This is a genomic window from Kitasatospora sp. NPDC057940, assembly GCF_042887425.1.
Lineage (GTDB): Bacteria > Actinomycetota > Actinomycetes > Streptomycetales > Streptomycetaceae > Kitasatospora.
On sequence record NZ_JBHVPH010000015.1, the window covers coordinates 68,901 to 88,358 of the forward strand.

Consider the following 19,458-nt stretch of genomic DNA (forward strand, 5'->3'; position numbering starts at 1 on the left):
GTCCGAGTCCGCCGCCGCGGCGGCCTAAGCCTGGGCCTGCGCCTGCACCCGGGCCTGCTCAGCCGCCAGCTGCGCGGCCCTGGCGGCGATCGGGTTGATGTCGGCCCGGCGCGCCGCCTGCATGGCCGTCAGCCGCTGGACCACCACGATCGCCGCAACGGCCGCGACCAGGCGCAGCGCCGAGCCGGCGGTCTCCACCCGGATGGTCTCGCGCAGGTCCTCCAGGCTGGCGAGCACCGTCAGGTCCACGTGCTTCATCATCGAGCTGGCGATCCGGTTGACGACCAGCGCGCCGATCCAGGTGGACCACCACAGGACCAGGACCTTCTCCGACACCGCGCGGCGCCGTCCCTCCGCGTCCAGCGGAGCGCTCGCCCGCCAGCAGTCCACCATCAGCTGCCAGGGGAACCAGAGCAGGACGAACGGGGTGACCCAGGCCCCGATGGTCCAGCCGCGTCCGCGGCGGTGCCCGTGCGGCAGCAGCAGGTCGGCATTCTGGCGGATGCGGTAGAACCAGATGATGAACACCACGGCGGTGACCAGTGCCAACGGAAGGAAGACCCCGTTCAGCCCGTCCACCAGGGAGTCCACGGCATCGAAGTCGTCGAGGTCAGCCGACCCGTCCGCCAACCGGCCCAGCAGGGCATCGGACCAGAGGCCGGCCACGACGGCCGCCGCCGCCAGCATCGCGTTCACCCCCAGCAGGACGTAGACCGCGACGGCAAGGCCGTTCGCCGGTCGGAGCGCCGCCGCCCAGCCCGGGGCCGCCTCCGCGCAGCCGAAGCAGCGTCGGCTCTCGGTCCCCGCGGGACGCGCCCCGCACGCCACACACACCATCAGATCGTCAACTCCTGGAATCGCCGCGTGCTCGGACTCGCACGCCGGTGCCGCCAGCGCCCCGACCGGGGCGGGCGCGCCGACTCTAGGGGATCATCGACGTCCGCTGCCAGCGAGATTTCGCAGCTCAGCGGCGGTATCGCCAGATAAACGACAGATCGCGCGGGAATCGAGCCCCCGGGAGTCGACTCCGGCTCACCACCCCGACCAGGCGCGCCCGTCCCGCTCGATCCGGGTGTGCGGTCGACGGACCTCGGGCGCAGGACTGGTGAAGGGGTGCGAGCGTCCCGGGGAGGTCGAGACGCGGCGTCAGGCCGAGGGCACGGGCAGCAGCCGGTAGGCGTCCCCGTCCGTGAGTACGCGGCCGGCGGTGGGCGGCGCGAAGTGGGTGCCGAGCAGCAGGGTGTCCGTGCCGGCGAGGGAGCCGAGGAGCTCGCGGCGCGAGGCCTCGGACTGCCGCGGGTCGATGTCGACGCAGGCGCCGATGGCGGGGTGGGCGAGCTGGACCGGGTGGTGGATGCAGTCGCCGGTGATCAGCGCCGCCTCGCCCCGGCTGGTCAGTTCGACGGCGACGTGGCCGGGGGTGTGGCCGGGGGTGGGGATCAGGCGCAGGCCCGGGGCGATCTCGACGCCCTCGGCCGGGACGTCGACGAGGTCCAGCAACCCGGCCCGCTCGACCGGGACCACGGAGTCGAGGAACATCTGCCTGCGCGCCTCCTCCATGTCGTACCCGGCCCAGAACTCCCGCTCGGCGCGGGAGGTGAGGTAGCGGGCGTTGGGGAAGGTGGGGACCCACTCGCCGTTCACCTCCCGGGTGTTCCAGCCGACGTGGTCGGCGTGCAGGTGGGTGAGGACCACCAGGTCGACGGAGTCCGGGGGGAAGCCGGCGGCGGTGAGGCGTTCCAGGTAGTCGGTCCGCAGGTGGTGCCAGGCCGGGTTGGCCCGCTCCTTGCCGTTGCCTATGCCGGTGTCGACGAGGACGCGCAGGCCGCCCACGGCGAACGCGAAGCTGTGGCTGTCGAGGTGCAGGACGCCCTCGTGGTCGGCGAAGTGGGGGTGCAGCCAGTCGTGGCCGGTCACCACCTCGGGGGTGGCCTCGGGCAGCAGCCACGGCCCGGTCGCGGGCGGCAGGAGGGTCTCGTCGACGCGGTGGACGGTGACGTCGCCCACCGCCCAGGCGGGGATGGGGGCGGGGGCTTCGGACGTGGCGCTGAGCATGGGGCTCCTCCCGTAAACGCAATCTGTTTGCGTTAAGCCATCGTAGGACTTACAGTCTGGCTAACGCAAACGGTTAGCTTTTGGTGCGAGTGCCATCGCACCCCAGCCTCGATCAGGAGAGAACACCCATGTCCTCCGCCGAACCGCCCACCGGCCCGCCCACCACCGACCTCACGCCGCCCGAGGCCGCCCGCTGGGCCGCCCGGGCCGGGCTCCCCCTGCCCGCCGACCGCCACGACTCGGTCGCGGCCACCGCCAACCAGTTGCTCTCCGTCGTCGCGGTCCTGCGGGAGCTGGACTTCGGGGACACCCCGCCCGCGAGCGCCTACCGCGCGGAAAGCACCCACTCCACGGAAGAGGAGCAGCACGATGCAGCCGTATGAGCTCTCCCTCGCCGCCGCCGCGGAGGAGATCCGGGCCCGGCGGCTGTCCCCCGTCGAACTGGTGGACTCGGTCCTCGACCGGATCGAGCTGGTCGAGCCGCACCTCGGCGCCTACGTCGCGGTCACCGCGGAGCGGGCGCGCCGGGCGGCCCGCGAGGCCGAGCAGGAAGCGGCGCGCGGCCTGCACCGGGGGCCGCTGCACGGCGTCCCGATGGGGCTCAAGGACCTGATCGACGTCGCCGGGCTGGCCACCACGGCCAGTTCCCGGGTCCGCGCCGACCACCGCGCGCAGGCCGACAGCACGGTCGCCGCCCGCCTCGCCGCGGCCGGCGCGATCCTGGTCGGCAAGACGCACACCCACGAGTTCGCCTACGGCCTGACCACCCCGCAGACCGGCAACGCCTGGGACCGCGGCCGGGTCGCCGGCGGCTCCAGCGGCGGATCCGCCGTCGCCGTCGCCGCGGGCGCCGCGACCTTCGCGCTGGGCACCGACACCGGTGGCTCGATCCGGGTGCCCGCCGCGCTCAACGGGGTCGTCGGCCTCAAGCCGACCTACGGCCTCGTCCCCCGCCACGGCGTCGCGTCCCTGTCCTGGTCGCTGGACCACGTCGGCCCGATCGCCCGGACCGTCGAGGACGCGGCCCTCGTCCTGGACGCCCTCGCCGGGCACGACCCGCGCGACCCCGCCTCGCTGGCCACCCCCGCCGTCGACCACCGGCCGGGCGCGGACACGGACCTGGCGGGGCTGCGCGTCGGCGTGCCGCGCAACTACTACTTCGACCGCGTCGACGTGGAGGTGGAGGCCGCCGTCCGGCGCGCCGTCGAGCACCTGGAGGCGCTCGGCGCACGGCTCGTCGACGTCGACATCCCGATGACCCGCTACCTCCAGGCGACGCTGTGGGGGCTGGTGGCACCGGAGGCCACCGCCTACCACGAGCACTCCCTGCGGGCGGTGCCCGAGCTGTACCAGGCGGACGTCCGCGCCCTTCTGGAGGCGGGCGAGCTGATGACCGCCGGGGACTACCTGCGCGCCCAGCGCTCCCGGACGCTCATGCGGCAGGAGTGGGCCCGGATGCTGGAGGAGGTCGACGTGATCGCCGCCCCGACCGTCCCGGTCACCGCGGTACGGACCGACCAGGAGGCCGTCACCTGGCCCGACGGCACGGTCGAGGGCGTCCCCGACGCCTACGTGCGCCTGTCCGCCCCCGCCAACATCACCGGGGTGCCCGCCCTGTCCGTCCCGGTCGGCCGGGACGCGGCGGGCCTGCCGATCGGCATGCAGTTGCTCGGCCGGCCGCTCGGGGAGCGCACGCTGCTGCGGGTCGGCCACGCCTACGAGCGGACGCAGCCCGCCCGGGCGCTCGCGCCGGCGGTCTGAGAACAGCGGGCGGGCCGGACCGGACGGCGCCGGCCCGGACCGGCCCGCCGTCCGGCTCCGAGGCGGGCACCCCGAAACCCCGAAACCCCGGCACCCCATAAACGCAAGAATTGTGCTTTAAGGTGTTTATCATGAGTCGCAAACAGATGGTGCGCCCCGGCGGGCGCAGCGCCCGGGTCCAGGCATCGGTGCACACCGCTGTGCGTGAACTCCTCGCCGAGGTGGGCCGCGACGCGCTGACGGTACCGCTGGTCGCCCAGCGCGCGGGCGTCACCCCGTCGACGGTCTACCGCCGCTGGGGCGATCTCCAGGAGCTGCTGTCCGACGTCGCGGTGGAGCGCCTGCGGCCCGACACGGCGCCGGAGGACCTGGGCGACCTGCGGTCCGACCTGACGGCCTGGGCCGAACAGTTCCTCGACGAGATGGCCTCCCCCTCGGGCCGCGCCTACATCCGCGACGCCCTGCTCGGCGACCCGGACGGCGGCAACGCCGGCCAGTGCTCGGACTACGCGGCCGAACAGGTCGGCGCCGTGCTGGGCCGGGCGGGCGGCCGCGGGGAGGACACCCCCGGCGTCGAGGCGGTCATGGACGGCGTCGTCGCCCCCCTGATGTACCGCATCCTCTTCCGCCCGGCCGGCCTCGACCCCGCGTACGCGCGCCGGCTCGTGGCCGAACTCCTCGACCCGTACGGGGCCGGCCCTTCGGGCGGATGATCGTTCGCCGGGCGAGGACGGGCAGCTCAAGTGATGAACGGGCAGCTCGAGTTATAAGCTTCTGCGGGACGTTCACGAGCCCGGCCGCTGGTCGGGACCTCGCCTGGGAGGAAGCGTCGTGGGGAAGAAGATCCCGGTCCGGACCGGATGCCAGAACTGCTCGCGGTGCACCGGCTCGATCGGCGGCAACGCGGCCCGCAAGACGGTGCGGGGCACCGGGGTGGCGCTCGGCGCGGTGGTCACCGTCGGCCTGAGCCTCCTGTTCATCCGGAGGTGCCGCGCCTGCGACCACCCCATGGGCAGCCACCACCACCACTGATCGCGCCGCCGGACCTCCGCGCCCCGGCTCCGACCCGGCGTCCGGGCCGGAGCCGGGCGGGCGTCAGGCGTCCAGGTGCTTGAGGAAGTCGAGCAGCGCCTCGTTGACCTCCGCCGGGCGCTCCTGCTGCGTCCAGTGCCCGGTGTCCGGCAGCCGGACGTGGCGGTGCAGCTTGGGCACCCGGCTCAGCAGGTGGGCCAGCACCTCCGGCGGGACGAGCGCGTTCACCATGTCCTGTTCGCCGGCCACGTACAGCGCCGGCACGTCGACCGTCACGCCGTCGAAGGCGGCCATCAGTTCGGCGTTGCGGTCGATGTTCCGGTACCAGTTGAGGCCGCCGGTGAAGGCGTGCTCGCCGTGCAGGGCGTAGTCGGCCGCGAGGGCGTCGATGTCCGCCTCGGTGAGCCAGGCCGGCAGCTGCGCCGGCTCCGGGATGGTGTCCAGCAGGACCTTGCCCTCGGGGACGACCCACGGCTGCGGCTTCCCCTCGCGGAGCAGGCCCCCGCCCAGGATGCGGCGGAAGCTCGACTTCACGTCGGCCGCGAGTTCGGCGTCGGCGCGGCCCGGCTCCTGGAAGTAGATCTGGTAGAAGCCCTCGCCGAAGTTCGCCCGGGCCTCCCGCAGCGGCCGCGGCCCGCCGGGCAGCGGCGGCACGCTCAGCCCGGCGACCCCGCGCACCAGGTCCGGCCGCAGTGCGGCGGTGGCCCAGGCGACCGGCGCGCCCCAGTCGTGCCCGACCACGACGGCCCGCTCCTCGCCGAGCGCGCGGATCAGCGCCGTGACGTCGCCGACCAGGTGCAGCAGGGAGTACGCGTCCACCCGCTCGGGCTGCTCGCTGCGGGCGTAGCCACGCTGGTCGGGGGCGACGACCCGGTAGCCGGCCGCGGCGAGCGGGGCGAACTGGTGGCGCCAGGAGTACCAGCTCTCCGGGAAGCCGTGCAGCAGCAGGACCAGCGGGCCCTCGCCCTGTTCCGCGACGTGCAGACGGACACCGTTCACCTCGACGTGGCTGTGCTTGATCGCGTCGTTCAAGTCCCGCTCCCGGTCCGGTGGAAGGGCCGGGGCATCCGCTTCGCCCCCGGTCCTACCCGGCGCAACACCGCCGGAGCACGGGGCATTCCCACCGGCCCCGGGAAGACGACCGAGGCCGCCCCGGAACTCCGGGACGGCCTCGGCTTGATGAGGGAAGGTCAGTTCACCGTGTAGCTGTACGGGATCGCCGCGAGCACCGAACCGGTGGTGCCCAGGCTGTTGTTGGCGGTCGCCACCGAGCTGGGGGCGGACACCAGGTACAGCACGCCGTGGACGGTGCTGCCCTTCGGACCGGTCGGAGTGACGGTCACCTGGAGCGAGCCCTTGCCGCCCGACGGGACGGTCACCGGGTTGGCGGCCGGGGCCGAGGCGTTGACCGCCAGGGCGTACGGGTCACCGGTGCTGGAGGTCAGCGCCGGGTCGAACGCCTGGGTGTGCGCGGTCGCGGTGATGGTGGCGGTGCCGGCCGGGGCGCCGGCGGTGCCGAACGGGCCGACCTGCTGCAGGAAGGTGCCCCACACGCCGGGGACGACCGGCTGCGACGCGCTGCCGTTGTCGGTCACGACCGAGATGGTCGAACCGTCCTGGGCCTTCTTCAGGTCGCCGAAGAGGTCCGGCGAGCCGGTGGTGCCGGACAGCTCCAGGTGGGCCGGCGTCGAGGAGGCCGCCACCGCCTTCAGCTGGTCGGTGCCCGGCGGGACGAGGAAGGACGGCACCGCGGAGGTGAGGCTCAGCGGCAGGGTGACCGTCGCGGAGGCGCCCTGCGGCACCAGCGGGAGGTCGGTGCGGCGGTCCAGGCGGCCGTCGGCCGAGATCTTCTGGGTGGCGACGGTGTTGTTGGTGTAGTTCACCTGGACGGTGACCGGCTTGCCCGCGGCCAGCTTGGCGTGCGGGTCGTTCGGCAGGCCGGCGGCGGTGGCGACGTTCTGGTTGAACGCGACGGTGCCGGTGAAGTCCTGCGCGAGCTCCTGGCCGCTGACCGGGCCGAGCACGTTCAGGACGAACCGCCAGCGGCCGGCGGCCGGGTTGACGGTGGTGGCCGAGACGCCGGCGGTGGTGCCGGTCAGGTTGCCCTGCGCGTCGAGCAGGCCGTTGCCCTCGATGTCGATCGGGGTGCCGTTCGGGCTGATCAGCGCGCCCTGCATGAGCAGCTTCGGGTCCTTGGCGACGGTGACGCCGACCCGCAGGTCCTTCTGGCCCTTCGGGACGTCGAAGGCGTACGCGAAGCTCTGCGTCGGCGAGGCGTTGCGGCCGTTGCCACCGGTGATGGTGCCGGTGAAGGTGCCCTTGCCCTGGTTGACCGGGACGAGGCTGCGCAGCACGACCGGAACGCTGGTGGCGGTGCCGTTGGAGCTGGCGACGGTGATCGCCTGGCTGGAGTCGCCACTGGTGCCCGGGGTGGTGAGCTGGACCTTGAGGGTCTTGGTCTCACCCGGCTTCAGGTCCGCGACGCTCGGGCTGACGGCGCCGGCCGGCACCGCGCGCTGGGTGGCGGTGCCCAGCTGGACGGCGCCGTTGTAGCCGGCCTTGCCCGCCGGGGTGTACAGGACGGCGGTCCACTCGCCGGCCGCCGGGTGCGGGACGTCCACCAGGCCGAAGTCGGCCGGGGTGGCGCCGCCCTGCGGACGGGTGTTGGTCTCGAAGCGGCCCGACGGGTCGAGCAGCGTCATGCGGACCACGGAGCCGTTGGTGACCGGGCTGGCCGCACCCTGCCAGGCGATCGACGCCGCGAGGCGGTCGGCGCCGGCCGGGACGGTGAACTTGACCTGCTTCTGCACCCAGGTGGCGCCGTTGGTGGCGTACTTGAAGGTGTCGGTGGAGGCCGTGTCCAGCTGGACGGTCTGCTGGTTGCTCGACTGCGGCACGAAGGTGCGGGTCGCGCCGCTGACCGTCTGCGGGGCGGAGCTGGTGTTGGTGACGGTCACGTCGGCGGTGTGGGTCGAGCCGGGGTTGCCGGCGATGTCGACCTGACCGGTGGTGACGACGACGGTCTTGCTGTCCGACGCGCCGGAGCCGGCGTGGTAGCCGCGGGCGGCCTCGACGGCGGCGCGGACGTTCAGCAGGCCGGCGCCCTGCTCCTCGGCCGGGACGCCGAGGTCCTGGGCGGTGCCGGTGATGAACTTCTTCACCAGCGCCGGGGCGGGCGACTGACCGTCGTGGGTGTCGCGGTAGGCCTGGATGACCAGGGCCGCGGCGCCGGTGACGAACGGCGCGGCCTGGCTGGTGCCGCCGAACGACTGGATCGGCGAACCCTGGCCGCTGTAGCCGGTGCAGTCGGTGTACTTGCTGGTGTCGGGCGAGCAGAGCGCCCAGTCCGACTCGCCCGGCGCGACCAGGTCGACCGTGCGGCCGGCCTGGGTGAAGCCGCCCGAGGAGAGCGCGGAGATGCGGTTGTTGCTCCAGGTCTTGTTGGAGAACTGGGCGGCCGCGTAGCCGGTCTGCTGGTAGTTCTGGTTGTCCGTCGAGGCACCGACCGCGATCACGTTCGGGTCGGTGGCCGGGGTGCCGATGGTGCCGCTGATGCCCGCGTCGCCGGTGGAGACGGAGACGGTGACACCGGCCTTGACGGCCTGGTCGTTGAACAGCGAGATGGTGTCGTGCGCGCCGCTGTCCGGGGTGACGTTGCCGCCGAAGGACTCGTTCAGCACGTCGACCTTGGCGACCGAGACCGCGTAGTCGATGGACTGCAGGATCGACGAGTTCGACATGATCTCGCCGCCGGCCCGCAGGGCGACCAGCGAGGCGTCCGGGGCGAGGCCGCGGATGCGGATGTTGCAGCCGGCCGGCAGACCGCGCGAGGCGTTCACGAACTTCGAGACGTCGTAGACCTGGCGGCCCTGGGCGATGACCGCCGAGGCGTCGCCGAAGGCCTCCGCGCCACCGGTCGGCGCGTCCACGCCGTCGCCCGCGAAGTCCTGGTAGTCGACGACCGCGCTCGACCCGTCGGCCCGGATGAAGTCCGGGTTCTTCGGGTCGAGGCCGTCCGCGATGTAGGCGACCTTGACGCCCTTGCCGGTGGCCAGGTCGGCCGCGCCGGGCTTGCCGTCGGCACCGACGGCGTGCGTCGAGTAGAGGCCCTCCGGCTCCAGCAGCGGCTGGGACGGGTCGGACGGGCAGATCGTGTTGGTCGCGTTCTGCTCGGCGCCCTGGCCGTTGCTGCCCGAAACGGCCTGCGGGGCGGCGGCCTTGGCCGACTTGGCGCCGGCCTTGGTGTCCGCGGCGTCCTTCGCGGCCGCGGCCTTGCCGGCGGCGGGCGGCGTGACGGTGACCTGCTCGTCCGCGACGACCGAGGCGACGGCCGGGTCGGCCAGCAGTGCGGCACGCAGCGCGGGGCTCACCGTGGCCGAGAACGCGTTCCCGACCACGAAGCTCTTGATGTTGGTGCCGCCGTTGGCCTTGACCCTGTCCAGCAGCGGCGCCTGGGCGTTCGCGGCCTTCTGCTTACGGGCGCCGAGGTGGCCGTTGTCGGCCGGGGCGTCCGCTATCTGGTCCTTGAGAATCACGATCACCGGCACCGGGGTCCCGTCCGCGGACGCCACGGGGGCGTTCTGCGGGTCCGGGAGCGGAGCCGCGTTGGCGCTGGACCCGAAGGTCAGGACCATGGACGCGGCGGTGACCGTGACGGCAGCTGCTAGCTGGGATTTCCGCCAGCCGATCAATGGACATCCTTTCGTCTGATGAGACGTCAGGTTGCGCGGCCCAGCGTACGCGAATCCAGGTCGGACGCGTGGTTGCTCCGGACCGCGCGTCCCGACAGCGGTCGCATTCCAGCGCATCCGACACGACCACGACAAGGGGGGAAATCCCCATTAGAAAGTAAAAAAGACCATCAGAAAGTAAAATTCACGGCAGAAATCGGGCCATGTCCGCCCCTTTTCGCTGACCAGACCCGGTCGGATCTGTCCGATCCCGGTCGGAAAAAATCGGTGGCGAACTCTGGACAGTGGCGGACCACCGCCACCTGGGACACACCGTCAGCACCGCCACACACCCTTCCCCCCGGACCCACTCTGAAACCGGACATGACAGAACGGGCGCGCGGCCACACCGGCGCCCGGTGGCCGGAATCCCCCGGCCACCGGGCGATCAGCACCCGATCAGCCCGCGGCCATTCGCTCCTGGGCGTCCGCCAGATCCTCGGCGGTGGGCGCGTCGTCCTGGGTCAGCCGGTGGCGCCAGTACCCGGTGAAGTCGATCGACCGCTTCGGCACGCCGCGCTCCGCCACCAGGTGGCGGCGCAGCGCCCGCACCGCGCCCGCCTCCCCCGCGAGCCAGGCGAACGGCGCACCGGCCGGCAGCGCGGCGGACCGCACGGCCTCGGCCAGCACGACCCCTGGGGCCGCCCCGCCCCGGACCAGCCAGTGCACGGCCAACTCGGCGCGGCTCTCCAGCGGCTGCCGCTCGGCCTCGTCCGCGACCTCGACGAACGCGAGGGCCCGCACCCCGGCGGGCAGCGCCTCGACCAGCGTCGCGATCGCCGGCAGCGCCGACTCGTCCCCCGCCAGCAGCACCCAGTCGGCAGCGGCGGCGGCCTCGGCGAACGGGACCGGCGGGGCGTACAGCGCCGAGGGTCCGACCATCCCGAGCCGCTGCCCCGGCTCCGCGCGCTCCGCCCAGGCGGCGGCCGGCCCGGTGTCGCCGTGCAGCACGAAGTCGATCTCGACCAGGCGGGTGCCGGGCCGCCGGCGCCGGAGGGTGAAGCTGCGCAGCAGCGGACGCCCGGCCTCGGGGATCGCCAGGTAGGCCTGGTACCAGCTCATCGGGTCGTCGCTCTGCGCGGGCAGCTCGGGCACCGCCTGGCCGGGACGGGGAAGCGCAGCTTCACCTGCTGGTCGGGCTCCGCGCCCACGGAGTCCGCCAGGGCCTCGGCCTCGAAGGTGACCCGGGCGGTGCGCGGCGTGATCCGGCGGACCTCGACGACCTCGACGAAGGTGGCGGGCAGTGTCATCGCAAAACCCCTTCGGTTGATAATCTTACGGCATAAAGAGTTGTCGCGGCCGAAGATAATTTACGCCATAAGGAGTTGCTGCATGGTCGTCTACGCCGGACAGGGCGACGCCCACCGGTCCCTGTCCCTGCTCTGGGGCACACCACCGCAACCGCGCACCGGGCGCAGCGGCCCCAAACCGGGCCTCAGCGTCGACGCGATCGTCTCCGCCGGCATCGCGGTCGCCGACGCGGACGGCATGGCCGCGCTCTCTATGCGCGCCGTCGGCGAACGGCTCGGCCGCACCGCCATGGCCCTCTACACCTACGTCCCGGGCAAGGCCGAACTCCTCGACCTGATGCACGACCGGGCACTCGGCGAACTACGGCTGGACGTCGCGGAGTTGGACGGCTGGCGCCCCGCCGTCACCGCCTGGGCCGAGGAACTGTACGCCTGCTACCTGCGCCACCCCTGGATCCTCCAGGTCTCGCAGGCCCGACCGGTGCTCGGACCGGCCGAACTCGCCGCCATGGAAAGCCTGTTGCGCGCCCTGCAACCGGCCGCCCTCGCACCCGCGCGGCTGCACGGCGTCGTCGCGGCGCTCTGGCAGTTCGTCCGGGGCACGGCCGCCGTGGCCGCCGAATCGCGCGGCGCCGCCGCCGCGACCGGCATCGCCGACGAGGACTGGTGGACCGCCCGGTCCGCCCGACTCGCCGAACTGGCACCGGACTTCACCGAGCGCTTCCCCCTGCTGACCGCCCTCCAGGGCGCCGGCGTCGGCACGCCGCAGGACCGCGACCGGGCGGCCTTCCGCACCGGGCTCGCCGTCCTGCTCGACGGCGTGGCGGCCTCGGGGGCGGGGGCGGGGGTGGGAGCGGGGGCTGATCAGAGTGCCGGGCGGGGCGCCGGTCGAGGGGCCGGTCAGGGCGCGGATCAGGGCTCGGGCTGAGCCGCTGATCAGCCCCGGCGGGCCGCCGGGATCGCCAGCAGGATGCCGAGCACCAGCAGGGTGGCGTACCCGGCGGTCTCATGGCCGTCCGGGACCAGGAAACGGACGAAGCCGAACAGCCGGAAGCCCCCCAGCCAGTCCGCCGCCAGGCCGGACCCGCCGCCGAGGATCAGCACGAAACCGAGATAGCCGAGCAGCGTCTTCATACCCCGAGCCTAGGCAGCTCCCGGCGCCCGGGAATCCGACTTTCGGCGCGACCCGGGGATGACCAAAGTCGTCCCGGCGTCCTCCCCCGGCCTTCCCCCGGCTGCCCCGGCACCGTGCCGCCCGGGATCCGGACCGCCGGACCGCCCGGGATCCGGACGGAGCAGCAGGCGCGGCGGCCCGGCGGCGCCCCGGGTACGTTCGCCGTGTGCAGCAGATGCCACAGCATGTCAGCAGAGTGGCGGCGGCCGCCGCGGTGTCCACCCTGATGCTCGCCGTCGGCGCCCCGACCGCCCCCGGGCAGGACGCCGCGGGTGCGGTCGGCGGCGAACGGCTCGGCCAGTCCACCGTCCAGGTCGCTCCGCTGGCCGGGGCGCCCGCGCTGCCGACCACGTTGACCGGGCGGTCCTGGCTGGTCGCCGACGCCGACACCGGCGAGGTCCTCGCGGCCCACAACGCCCACCTCCAGCTCCCCCCGGCCAGCACCCTGAAGATGCTCTTCGCGGACACCGTGCTGCCCAAGTTCGACCGCATGACGGAGCACAAGGTCACCACGGCCGAACTGGCCAACGTCGGCGCCGGCAGCAGCCTCGTCGGCGTCAAGGAGGACCTGCCGTACCGCGTCGAGGACCTCTGGCGGGGCGTCTTCCTCAGCTCCGGCAACGACGCCGTCCACGTCCTCGCGCACATGAACGGCGGCCTCCAGCAGACCGTCGCCGAGATGCAGGCCCGCGCCCAGGCCCTGCAAGCCCGCGACACCAAGGTGGTCTCCCCCGACGGCTACGACATGGACGGCCAGGTCTCCTCCGCCTACGACCTCACCCTGTTCGCCCGCGCCGGGCTGCGCAACGCCGACTTCCGCTCCTACTGCTCCACCCGCACCGCGCACTTCCCCGGCGGACTCGACAAGCTCACCGGGCAGCGCACCAGCTTCGACATCGCCAACACCGACCGGCTGCTCGGAAAGTACCAGGGCCTGATCGGCGTCAAGAACGGCTACACCACCAACGCGGGCGCCACCTTCACCGGCGCCGCCCAGCGCGGCGGCCGCACCCTGCTGGTGACGGTGATGCACCCCGACACCCAGACCCGGGTCTACGACGAGGCGTCCGCGCTGCTCGACTGGGGCTTCGCGGCGGCCGACAAGGTCCAGCCGGTCGGGCAACTGGTGGAGGACACCGCCGCCGCCCGCCCGGCCGGCCTCACCGGCCGGGGCAGCACCGCATCCGCCGCCACCGCCGCCACCGCCGGCCAGGCGCGCCCGCAGGCCGTCCGGGGCACCGACCCCGGCCTCGCCCCGGCCGCCTGGACGGCCATCGCCCTCGGCGCCGTCCTCGCCCTGTGGGCCGCCGGGCGCACCGCGGCCCGCCGCCACGCCGCAGTCGCCGACGACCCGGCCGCGCTCCCCGACCCGGGCGCCACCGCCCTCGGCGGGCAGCGCCACCGCGGGCTGGCCCGCCGGGCCCGGGCCCTGGTCAGGCACGCCCTAGACTTCCGGCCATGACCACGCCCGACCACTCCGCTACGGACCGGCTCGCCCGGATCGTCAGCCTCTCCTCCGGGAGCTACCTGCTCGTCACCACCTACAAGAAGGACGGCACCACCGTGCCGACCCCGGTGTGGGTGGTGCGCGACGGCGAGGCGCTCGGCGTCTGGACCGTCGCCGACTCCTGGAAGGTCAAGCGGATCCGCAACCGCGCGGACGTCCTGGTGGGCCCCTGCGACGTCAAGGGCCGGCCGACCGGCGAGCAGTACCCCGCCACCGCCGAGATCCTCGGCCCCGAACGCACCGCCGCCTACCGCACCCTGCTGCGCCAGAAGTACGGCCTGCTCGGCGTGCTCACCCTGCTCGGCAGCCGGCTGCGCCGCGGCGAGCGCGGCACCGTCGGCATCCGGATCACCCTCACCTGACGCTGACGCGCCACCCGGCCGGCGGGGCCCCGGTCATTCGCCGGGCCGGCCCGGGGAAAGGCGTGACGAGGAAGGGCGTGGGAGAGGCCATGGAGAACAGGGACGCGGACGGGGCCCGGGGCGGGCTGCCGCTGCTGGTGGTGGACGCGGCCAATGTGGTCGGGTCGGTGCCCGACGGGTGGTGGCGGGACCGCCGGGGCGCCGCCGAGCGGCTGCGGGACGCGCTGGTCGCCGTCGCCGGGCAGGGCCTGCCGGAGCGGCCCGGGCCGCTGGAGGTGGTGCTGGTCGTGGAGGGCGCGGCCCGGGGTGTGGACGGAGTGCCCGAGGTGCGGGTGGTCGCGGCGGCCGGCAGCGGTGACGACCGGATCGTCGAGCTGGTCCGGGCGGCCAGGGCCGAACAGCCGGACCGGGACTGCCTGGTCGTCACCGCCGACCGCGAACTGCGGGCCCGGGTCGGCGCGCTGGGCGCGGCGGTCACCGGGCCGCGCAGCGTGCGGCGTTAGGGGGCCCGGCCCGTCGGTCCCGTTCAGTCCTGTTCAGCGCTGTCGCGCGCGCGGCAGGGATGAACGGGACCCGTTCCGGGACGCGCGGCGGGGTCAGTCCGCCTGGGTGGCGTACATGCCCCAGTGGATCGCCTGGTCGGAGGCGGTCACCGTGAACAGGAGGTCCCGGCCGGGCCGGGCGGGGATCTCCACCGAGCCGATGCCGGTCGCGCCGACCGGGCACTGGACCGTGAAATCGGCCGGCGCCAGGCCGGCGACGTGGACCTGGACCGAGCCGCCGCCCTGGCAGCCCACCGTGACGGTGAAGGGCTGCGAGGGGTTGACGGAGGCCGTCACCGCGCCGCCGTCGCCGATCCAGTCCGGGATCCAGATCAGGCCCGTCTCCCCCGGGTGCGGCAGGATCTCCCCCGTCCCCATACCGCTCTGGACCGCGGTCGGGCCCGGCTGCGCCGCGGCCGTTCCGGCGACCGCCAGTACCGCCGCCAGCGCGGCCGCGCTTGCGGCCAGCATCCGCTTCCCCGTACGTGTCATCGCTACTCCCCGCTGCGTTGACCATCCGTCCGGCCGCACGAGCGCGCGCGGCCGGGCCGGGTGCCGATCTTCGGCACACGAAGGGATCTTATGACGATCAGATTCCGCAGAGGGCGGGTTCGCCCGACCCCGGCCCCAGGCCCCCGGCCCACGAACCCCGGCCCCAGGCCCCCGGCCCACGAACCCCGGCCCCCGGCCCCCGGGCTGAAGCGGCCCCGGGGCCGAACGCGTATGGGCGCCTCCCGGAACCCGACCACGGGCACCGGCACCTAGTTGACGGGTAGTAGCCGGGGCCCAGCGCATCGGGAGGCGCCGTCCCGGACGCTACCTGGTCACATCGGGTGCGTCATCCGAATTAATCCGGGCCCGGGGCCCGCCGTACGGGTCTCGCCGGGCCCGCGGCGCCATGGCCCCCACCGGTTCGGACCGTACGGGAACCAACCGCGCCCGCCGTCCGACTGCTGGGGGGTGAGTGCGAAGTCGCCGGGTGTCCGGCCCTTGAGTGTGCTGGCGGGGTTCGCCCTGCTGCTGGTGGTGGTGTTCGTGGTGGCGTATGCGGTGGGACGGCAGGCGGGCCCGGTGTCCCCGGGGCTGACGCCCGGGGGCGGCGCGTCGCCCGGGGCGCCCGGGATGGGCGGGCACGACATGGGCGGGATGCGATGAGCCCGGTCGCGGGGGCCGACGCCGGGGCCCTGGTGAGCACCGATCTCGCGGTCGGCGGCATGACCTGCGCGGCCTGCGTGGGCCGGGTGGAGAAGCGGCTGGCCCGGATCGACGGAGTGACGGCCGGGGTGAACCTGGCGACCGGTCGGGCGCGGGTGCTGCACCCGGCCGCGGTGCCGGTCGCAGAGCTGGTGGCAGCCGTCGAACGGGCTGGCTACACCGCCGAGTTGGCGCCCACCGGGACGGGCGTCGGGCTGCCGGACGAGGAGCCGGCGGAGCGCTGGCGGCTGCTGGTGACGACGCTGCTGGCCGTCCCGGTGGTGGTGCTGTCGATGGTGCCGTCACTGCAGTTCCCCGCCTGGCAGTGGGTCTGCTTCGCGCTGGCCGTCCCGGTGGTGACCTGGGGGTCGGCCGGGTTCCACCGCCGGGCCTGGCAGGGGCTGCGGCACGCGGCGGCCACCATGGACACCCTGGTCAGCCTCGGGGTGGTGGCGTCCTTCGGCTGGTCCGCGTACGCGCTGGTGTTCGGCGGCGCCGGGGAGGTCGGCATGCGGATGCCGTTCTCGCTGACCGCGGACGGCGGCGGCGCGGCGCACGTCTACCTGGAGGCGGCGGTCGGGGTGCCGCTGTTCGTGCTGGCCGGGCGGCTGCTGGAGGGCCGGGTGCGGCGGCGCAGCGGTTCCGCGCTGCGGGCGCTGGCCGAACTGGGCGCGAAGCAGGTGTGCGTCCGGGACGGCGGGACCGGCGAGGAACACCTGGTGCCGATCGAACTGCTGCTGCCCGGGCAGGAGTTCGTGGTGCGGCCGGGCGAACGGGTGGCCACCGACGGGGTGGTGGTCGAGGGCGGTTCGGCGCTCGACCTGAGCCTGCTGACCGGCGAGAGCGTGCCGGTGGAGGTCGGCCCCGGGGACGCGGTGGCCGGGGCGACCGTCAACGTCGGCGGCGCGCTGGTGGTGCGGGCGACGGCCGTCGGCGCCGACACCCAACTCGCCCGGATCACCGCGCTGGTGGCGGACGCCCAGGCCGGCAAGGCCCGGGCGCAGCGCCTCGCCGACGCGGTGGCCGGGGTGTTCGTGCCGTGCGTGCTGGCGGGCGCGGTGTGCGTGCTGGGCTTCTGGCTCGGCGCGGGCGCGGCCCCGCAGGCGGCGGTGACGGCGGCGGTCGCCGTGCTGGTGGTCGCCTGCCCGTGCGCCCTGGGCCTGGCCACCCCGACGGCGCTGCTGGCGGCGACCGGGCGGGGCGCGGAGCTGGGCGTGCTGGTGCGCGGCCCGGAGGTGCTGGAGAGCCTGCGCCGGGTCGACACCGTGGTGCTGGACAAGACCGGGACGCTGACCACCGGGCGGATGGAACTGGCGGCGGTGACGGTCGCCCAGGGCTTCGACGCGACGCCAGACGAAGGTCTCGGCGAAGGTCTCGGCGAGGGGCTCGACGAGGGTGCGGTGCTGCGGCTGGCCGGCGCGGTGGAACACCACTCGGAGCACCCGATCGGGCGGGCCGTGGCGGCGGCCGCGCGGGAGCGCTGCGGTCCGCTGCCCGCGGTGGACGGCTTCGCGGCCGCCACCGGGGTCGGGGTGTCCGGGGTGGTCGAGGGCCGGAGCATACGGGTGGTCCGCCCGGACGGCACGGCGCAGCCGCTCCCAGACGACCTCGCGGACGCCGTCACCGCCGCCTCGGACACCGGCCGCACGGCCGTGGTGGTCGAGCTGGACGGGCGGGCCGCGGCCGTGCTCGCCGTCGGCGACACGCTGCGCTCGGGCAGCTGGCGGGCGCTCCACCGGCTGCGCGGGCTGGGCTTGGAGACCGTCCTGCTGACCGGCGACGGCCCGGGCGCGGCCCGGGCGGTGGCGCGCGAGCTGGGCATCGAACGGGTACACGCCGCGGCCTCGCCGGAGGGCAAGGCCGCCGTGGTGGCCGAGCTGCGGGGCGCCGGGCGGACGGTCGCGGTGGTCGGCGACGGCGTCAACGACGCGGTGGCACTGGCCTCGGCCGACCTCGGGGTGGCACTGGCCTCGGGCAGCGACGCCGCCATCGGCGCGGCCGGACTGACCCTGGTGCGCGGCGACATCGAGGCCGTGGTGGACGCCGTCCGGCTGGCCCGACGCACCCTCGGCACGATCCGGGCCAACCTGCTGTGGGCCTTCGGCTACAACGTGGTGCTGATCCCGCTGGCGGCCGTCGGCCTGCTCAACCCGATGCTGGCGGCGGTGGCGATGTCGCTCAGCTCGCTGCTGGTGGTCGGCAACAGCCTGCGGCTGCGCACCTGGCAGCCCGGGCGGGGCACCTCGGCGGCCCGGAAGGGGGCTCGGCGATGAGCGCGATCGGACGGCTGCGGGTGGTCGGCCCGCCGGTGGGCGCGGCAGCGCTGACGCTGGTGCTGCTGACCGGGTGGACGGCGTTCGGCGGGGCCGGGCGGCCCCGGCCGGTGGAGGCCGGCCCGGGCTGGCTGCTGCTGCCGACGGCAGGCGCGGCCCCGGCCACGGCGGCCTTCTTCACGATCCGCAACCCCGGGGACGTACCGGACGAACTGACGTCCGCGAGCTGGGAGTTCGGCGGCAGGATCACGATCAAGCGGCACCTCCACCAGGGCGCCGCAGGCCGCTGGGAGCCGGTGGCCGCCCTCCCGATCCCGGGCCGCGGCGAGCTGGCGATGGCCCCGGAGGACGCCGACCTGATGATCGCCGACCCCCCACCCCTACGGGCCGGCCAGTGGGTGGACTTCACCCTCGGCTTCCGCCACAGCCCGGACCTCCACCTCAAGGCCCAAGTCCTCCCCCCGGGCACCCGCCCCCAGCCAACCGAACCCCCGACCCCCTGACACTCCCCGGCCGGATCACGCCCCGCCCCCCGCCGAGGCGTGATCCGGCCCGGCCGATGGCCCGTCGGGCGGAGGCAGAGAACACGAGATTGCGGTTCGAACGGGATCAGGCCGCTCTTCCGGCTCCCAGTCCTGGACCGGAACGGACCGGATTCATTTGCCGGCCTCCGGCCCGTACCACTGGAGGGCCTGTCCGGTGACGCTCGCGATGCACTCGAAGTCGCGGTCCCGGTGCAGAAGGGTCAGGCCTTGCAGTTCCGCTGTGGCCGCGACGACCAGGTCCACGGCTCCGGCGCTACGGTGCTGACCTCGTTTGGTCAGCATGCCCTGGACGTACCAGGCGCGGTCATCGACCGGTACCCAGCCACATGTCTTCGATCCCCTGCCTGCGGTCGGCTGCTGTCCGCGCGCTGTAGAAGAACTCAAGCTCGGTGATGGGGCAGGTTACGACCAAGCCCGCCGCTGCGGCCTGCTCCCAGCCCTACTGCTCGGCGTCGCCGCACATGAAGCGCGCGAGCGCGCTGGTGTCGATCAGGAATTGCGCCGCGTTCACCGACGGTAGTTCCTCTTGTCCTCGAAGATCTCCAGATCGAAGGACCCCGCATCGGCCGCGGCACGCAGCCGCGTGAGGGCGAGCGCTCGCCGCCTGTTCTCCAGCACCTCGCGTAGAGCGGTGTTGACCGTCTCCTTCTTGGTGCTGGTGCTCATACCGCACCTGGCGGAGCCGACACTGTTCGACTTCGGCTGGCGTCCGGGCACTTGGCGTTCCAATTTCTACGGGGGGTCCGACAAGGGTGGTACCGCTTTTGACAGTGGAGGAGAGGAAAAGTGCGCACTCAGAACCGGCTTCGGCAGTACTGCTTGGCCCCTCCTTTATCTCTGCGGCCGCTCGCCGTCCCCACGCTCTGCGCTCCGGCTGGCCGTGACCGCAGCGGCTCCGTGTCCGGCGGGCAGGCCCCATTCCACAACATGAAGTTTTGCCTGTTCCACTGCCCCGCGCGTCACTCCCATAGCAGCAAGTGGGGTCGCCCCATGACGCTCCAACCACGCGAGGCGGCGGCGCTGCTCGACCGGG

The 19,458-nt window shown here is 74.1% G+C and carries 19 protein-coding genes and 2 pseudogenes; 11 read left to right on the forward strand and 10 right to left on the reverse strand.

Translation table 11 applies throughout. From position 1 onward, the window contains the following. Positions 1-24 precede the first annotated feature (24 nt). Positions 25-837 carry a DUF4328 domain-containing protein gene (locus ACFVTF_RS22505; protein WP_387815905.1) on the reverse strand — a complete coding sequence of 271 codons (813 nt, stop codon included), beginning with the start codon at positions 835-837 and terminating at the stop codon, positions 25-27. A gap of 309 nt (positions 838-1,146) precedes the next feature. Further along, positions 1,147-2,055 (reverse strand): MBL fold metallo-hydrolase, encoded by a 909-nt coding sequence (locus ACFVTF_RS22510; RefSeq protein ID WP_387815907.1) that lies wholly within the window; start codon positions 2,053-2,055, stop codon positions 1,147-1,149. A 128-nt stretch (positions 2,056-2,183) separates the two neighbouring features. Here ACFVTF_RS22510 and ACFVTF_RS22515 point away from each other — a divergent pair, with 128 nt between their 5' ends. The 4 genes from ACFVTF_RS22515 to ACFVTF_RS22530 all read left to right on the forward strand — a co-directional run bounded on the left by ACFVTF_RS22515 (position 2,184) and on the right by ACFVTF_RS22530 (position 4,848). Then, positions 2,184-2,438, forward strand: coding sequence for a hypothetical protein (locus tag ACFVTF_RS22515; protein ID WP_387815909.1), 255 nt, complete (start codon positions 2,184-2,186; stop codon positions 2,436-2,438). Then, a complete protein-coding gene (locus ACFVTF_RS22520) occupies positions 2,425-3,816 on the forward strand; it encodes an amidase (protein ID WP_387815912.1) in 1,392 nt (463 codons plus the stop codon). Before ACFVTF_RS22515 ends, ACFVTF_RS22520 begins: the two co-directional genes overlap by 14 nt. Positions 3,817-3,947: 131 nt before the next feature. Next, entirely contained in the window at positions 3,948-4,529 is a 582-nt protein-coding gene (locus tag ACFVTF_RS22525) for a TetR/AcrR family transcriptional regulator (protein ID WP_387815914.1), read from the forward strand. A gap of 118 nt (positions 4,530-4,647) precedes the next feature. Beyond that, on the forward strand, positions 4,648-4,848 hold the full coding sequence (locus tag ACFVTF_RS22530; RefSeq protein WP_063346158.1) for a hypothetical protein: 201 nt from the start codon (positions 4,648-4,650) through the stop codon (positions 4,846-4,848). 63 nt (positions 4,849-4,911) lie between these two features. Here ACFVTF_RS22530 and ACFVTF_RS22535 read toward each other — a convergent pair whose 3' ends face one another. The 4 genes and pseudogenes from ACFVTF_RS22535 to ACFVTF_RS22550 form a co-directional block, all read right to left on the reverse strand. Continuing rightward, positions 4,912-5,880: an alpha/beta fold hydrolase gene (locus tag ACFVTF_RS22535; RefSeq protein WP_371515735.1), complete on the reverse strand. Its 969-nt coding sequence runs from the start codon at positions 5,878-5,880 to the stop codon at positions 4,912-4,914. 158 nt (positions 5,881-6,038) lie between these two features. Next, positions 6,039-9,482 (reverse strand): S8 family serine peptidase, encoded by a 3,444-nt coding sequence (locus tag ACFVTF_RS22540; protein ID WP_387815919.1) that lies wholly within the window; start codon positions 9,480-9,482, stop codon positions 6,039-6,041. A gap of 495 nt (positions 9,483-9,977) precedes the next feature. Beyond that, positions 9,978-10,460, reverse strand: coding sequence for a siderophore-interacting protein (locus ACFVTF_RS22545; RefSeq protein ID WP_387816090.1), 483 nt, complete (start codon positions 10,458-10,460; stop codon positions 9,978-9,980). Between the two features lie 42 nt (positions 10,461-10,502). Then, positions 10,503-10,828, reverse strand: a pseudogene (locus ACFVTF_RS22550) (siderophore-interacting protein); the annotation flags it as partial. Positions 10,829-10,910: 82 nt separating this feature from the next. Between ACFVTF_RS22550 and ACFVTF_RS22555 the strand changes: the two are divergent. Further along, entirely contained in the window at positions 10,911-11,756 is an 846-nt protein-coding gene (locus ACFVTF_RS22555; protein ID WP_387815921.1) for a TetR/AcrR family transcriptional regulator, read from the forward strand. Positions 11,757-11,764: 8 nt separating this feature from the next. Here ACFVTF_RS22555 and ACFVTF_RS22560 read toward each other — a convergent pair whose 3' ends face one another. Further along, positions 11,765-11,962 carry a hypothetical protein gene (locus ACFVTF_RS22560; RefSeq protein ID WP_363373336.1) on the reverse strand — a complete coding sequence of 66 codons (198 nt, stop codon included), beginning with the start codon at positions 11,960-11,962 and terminating at the stop codon, positions 11,765-11,767. 215 nt (positions 11,963-12,177) lie between these two features. Between ACFVTF_RS22560 and ACFVTF_RS22565 the strand changes: the two genes are divergently transcribed. From ACFVTF_RS22565 to ACFVTF_RS22575, 3 genes are all read left to right on the forward strand, one after another. Continuing rightward, on the forward strand, positions 12,178-13,464 hold the full coding sequence (locus ACFVTF_RS22565) for a D-alanyl-D-alanine carboxypeptidase family protein (RefSeq protein ID WP_387816092.1): 1,287 nt from the start codon (positions 12,178-12,180) through the stop codon (positions 13,462-13,464). Next, on the forward strand, positions 13,461-13,871 hold the full coding sequence (locus ACFVTF_RS22570; protein WP_387815923.1) for a PPOX class F420-dependent oxidoreductase: 411 nt from the start codon (positions 13,461-13,463) through the stop codon (positions 13,869-13,871). Before ACFVTF_RS22565 ends, ACFVTF_RS22570 begins: the two co-directional genes overlap by 4 nt. Before the next feature lie 89 nt (positions 13,872-13,960). After that, entirely contained in the window at positions 13,961-14,374 is a 414-nt protein-coding gene (locus ACFVTF_RS22575; RefSeq protein WP_387815925.1) for an NTP pyrophosphohydrolase, read from the forward strand. 93 nt (positions 14,375-14,467) lie between these two features. Here ACFVTF_RS22575 and ACFVTF_RS22580 read toward each other — a convergent pair whose 3' ends face one another. Then, positions 14,468-14,905, reverse strand: a complete 438-nt coding sequence (locus tag ACFVTF_RS22580) for a hypothetical protein (protein WP_387815927.1) — start codon at positions 14,903-14,905, stop codon at positions 14,468-14,470. Positions 14,906-15,403: 498 nt separating this feature from the next. Between ACFVTF_RS22580 and ACFVTF_RS22585 the strand changes: the two genes are divergently transcribed. Genes ACFVTF_RS22585 through ACFVTF_RS22595 form a run of 3 tightly spaced genes read left to right on the forward strand, consistent with a single transcriptional unit; the run spans position 15,404 to position 18,383 of the window. After that, positions 15,404-15,568, forward strand: a complete 165-nt coding sequence (locus ACFVTF_RS22585; protein WP_350879799.1) for a hypothetical protein — start codon at positions 15,404-15,406, stop codon at positions 15,566-15,568. Further along, positions 15,565-17,880 (forward strand): heavy metal translocating P-type ATPase, encoded by a 2,316-nt coding sequence (locus ACFVTF_RS22590; protein ID WP_387815929.1) that lies wholly within the window; start codon positions 15,565-15,567, stop codon positions 17,878-17,880. Before ACFVTF_RS22585 ends, ACFVTF_RS22590 begins: the two co-directional genes overlap by 4 nt. Further along, positions 17,877-18,383 carry a copper chaperone PCu(A)C gene (locus ACFVTF_RS22595; protein WP_387815931.1) on the forward strand — a complete coding sequence of 169 codons (507 nt, stop codon included), beginning with the start codon at positions 17,877-17,879 and terminating at the stop codon, positions 18,381-18,383. The genes ACFVTF_RS22590 and ACFVTF_RS22595 overlap by 4 nt, the downstream gene beginning before the upstream one ends. 153 nt (positions 18,384-18,536) lie before the next feature. Here ACFVTF_RS22595 and ACFVTF_RS22600 read toward each other — a convergent pair. Together ACFVTF_RS22600 and ACFVTF_RS22605 are read right to left on the reverse strand one after the other, a co-directional pair. Next, positions 18,537-18,936 (reverse strand): annotated as a pseudogene (locus ACFVTF_RS22600) (PIN domain nuclease). Then, positions 18,933-19,091 (reverse strand): type II toxin-antitoxin system VapB family antitoxin, encoded by a 159-nt coding sequence (locus ACFVTF_RS22605; protein ID WP_380491238.1) that lies wholly within the window; start codon positions 19,089-19,091, stop codon positions 18,933-18,935. The pseudogene ACFVTF_RS22600 and the gene ACFVTF_RS22605 overlap by 4 nt, the downstream one beginning before the upstream one ends. Between the last annotated feature and the right edge of the window lie 367 nt (positions 19,092-19,458).

Bases quoted from the DNA above. Each gene is read 5' to 3' on its own strand.
- ACFVTF_RS22505 (WP_387815905.1), bottom strand. From the start codon at position 837: ATGGTGTGTGTGGCGTGCGGGGCGCGTCCCGCGGGGACCGAGAGCCGA.
- ACFVTF_RS22510 (WP_387815907.1), bottom strand. From the start codon at position 2,055: ATGCTCAGCGCCACGTCCGAAGCCCCCGCCCCCATCCCCGCCTGGGCG.
- ACFVTF_RS22515 (WP_387815909.1), top strand. From the start codon at position 2,184: ATGTCCTCCGCCGAACCGCCCACCGGCCCGCCCACCACCGACCTCACG.
- ACFVTF_RS22520 (WP_387815912.1), top strand. From the start codon at position 2,425: ATGCAGCCGTATGAGCTCTCCCTCGCCGCCGCCGCGGAGGAGATCCGG.
- ACFVTF_RS22525 (WP_387815914.1), top strand. From the start codon at position 3,948: ATGAGTCGCAAACAGATGGTGCGCCCCGGCGGGCGCAGCGCCCGGGTC.
- ACFVTF_RS22540 (WP_387815919.1), bottom strand. From the start codon at position 9,482: ATGGTCCTGACCTTCGGGTCCAGCGCCAACGCGGCTCCGCTCCCGGAC.
- ACFVTF_RS22545 (WP_387816090.1), bottom strand. From the start codon at position 10,460: ATGGTCGGACCCTCGGCGCTGTACGCCCCGCCGGTCCCGTTCGCCGAG.
- ACFVTF_RS22555 (WP_387815921.1), top strand. From the start codon at position 10,911: ATGGTCGTCTACGCCGGACAGGGCGACGCCCACCGGTCCCTGTCCCTG.
- ACFVTF_RS22560 (WP_363373336.1), bottom strand. From the start codon at position 11,962: ATGAAGACGCTGCTCGGCTATCTCGGTTTCGTGCTGATCCTCGGCGGC.
- ACFVTF_RS22565 (WP_387816092.1), top strand. From the start codon at position 12,178: ATGCCACAGCATGTCAGCAGAGTGGCGGCGGCCGCCGCGGTGTCCACC.
- ACFVTF_RS22570 (WP_387815923.1), top strand. From the start codon at position 13,461: ATGACCACGCCCGACCACTCCGCTACGGACCGGCTCGCCCGGATCGTC.
- ACFVTF_RS22575 (WP_387815925.1), top strand. From the start codon at position 13,961: ATGGAGAACAGGGACGCGGACGGGGCCCGGGGCGGGCTGCCGCTGCTG.
- ACFVTF_RS22580 (WP_387815927.1), bottom strand. From the start codon at position 14,905: ATGACACGTACGGGGAAGCGGATGCTGGCCGCAAGCGCGGCCGCGCTG.
- ACFVTF_RS22590 (WP_387815929.1), top strand. From the start codon at position 15,565: ATGAGCCCGGTCGCGGGGGCCGACGCCGGGGCCCTGGTGAGCACCGAT.
- ACFVTF_RS22595 (WP_387815931.1), top strand. From the start codon at position 17,877: ATGAGCGCGATCGGACGGCTGCGGGTGGTCGGCCCGCCGGTGGGCGCG.
- ACFVTF_RS22605 (WP_380491238.1), bottom strand. From the start codon at position 19,091: ATGAGCACCAGCACCAAGAAGGAGACGGTCAACACCGCTCTACGCGAG.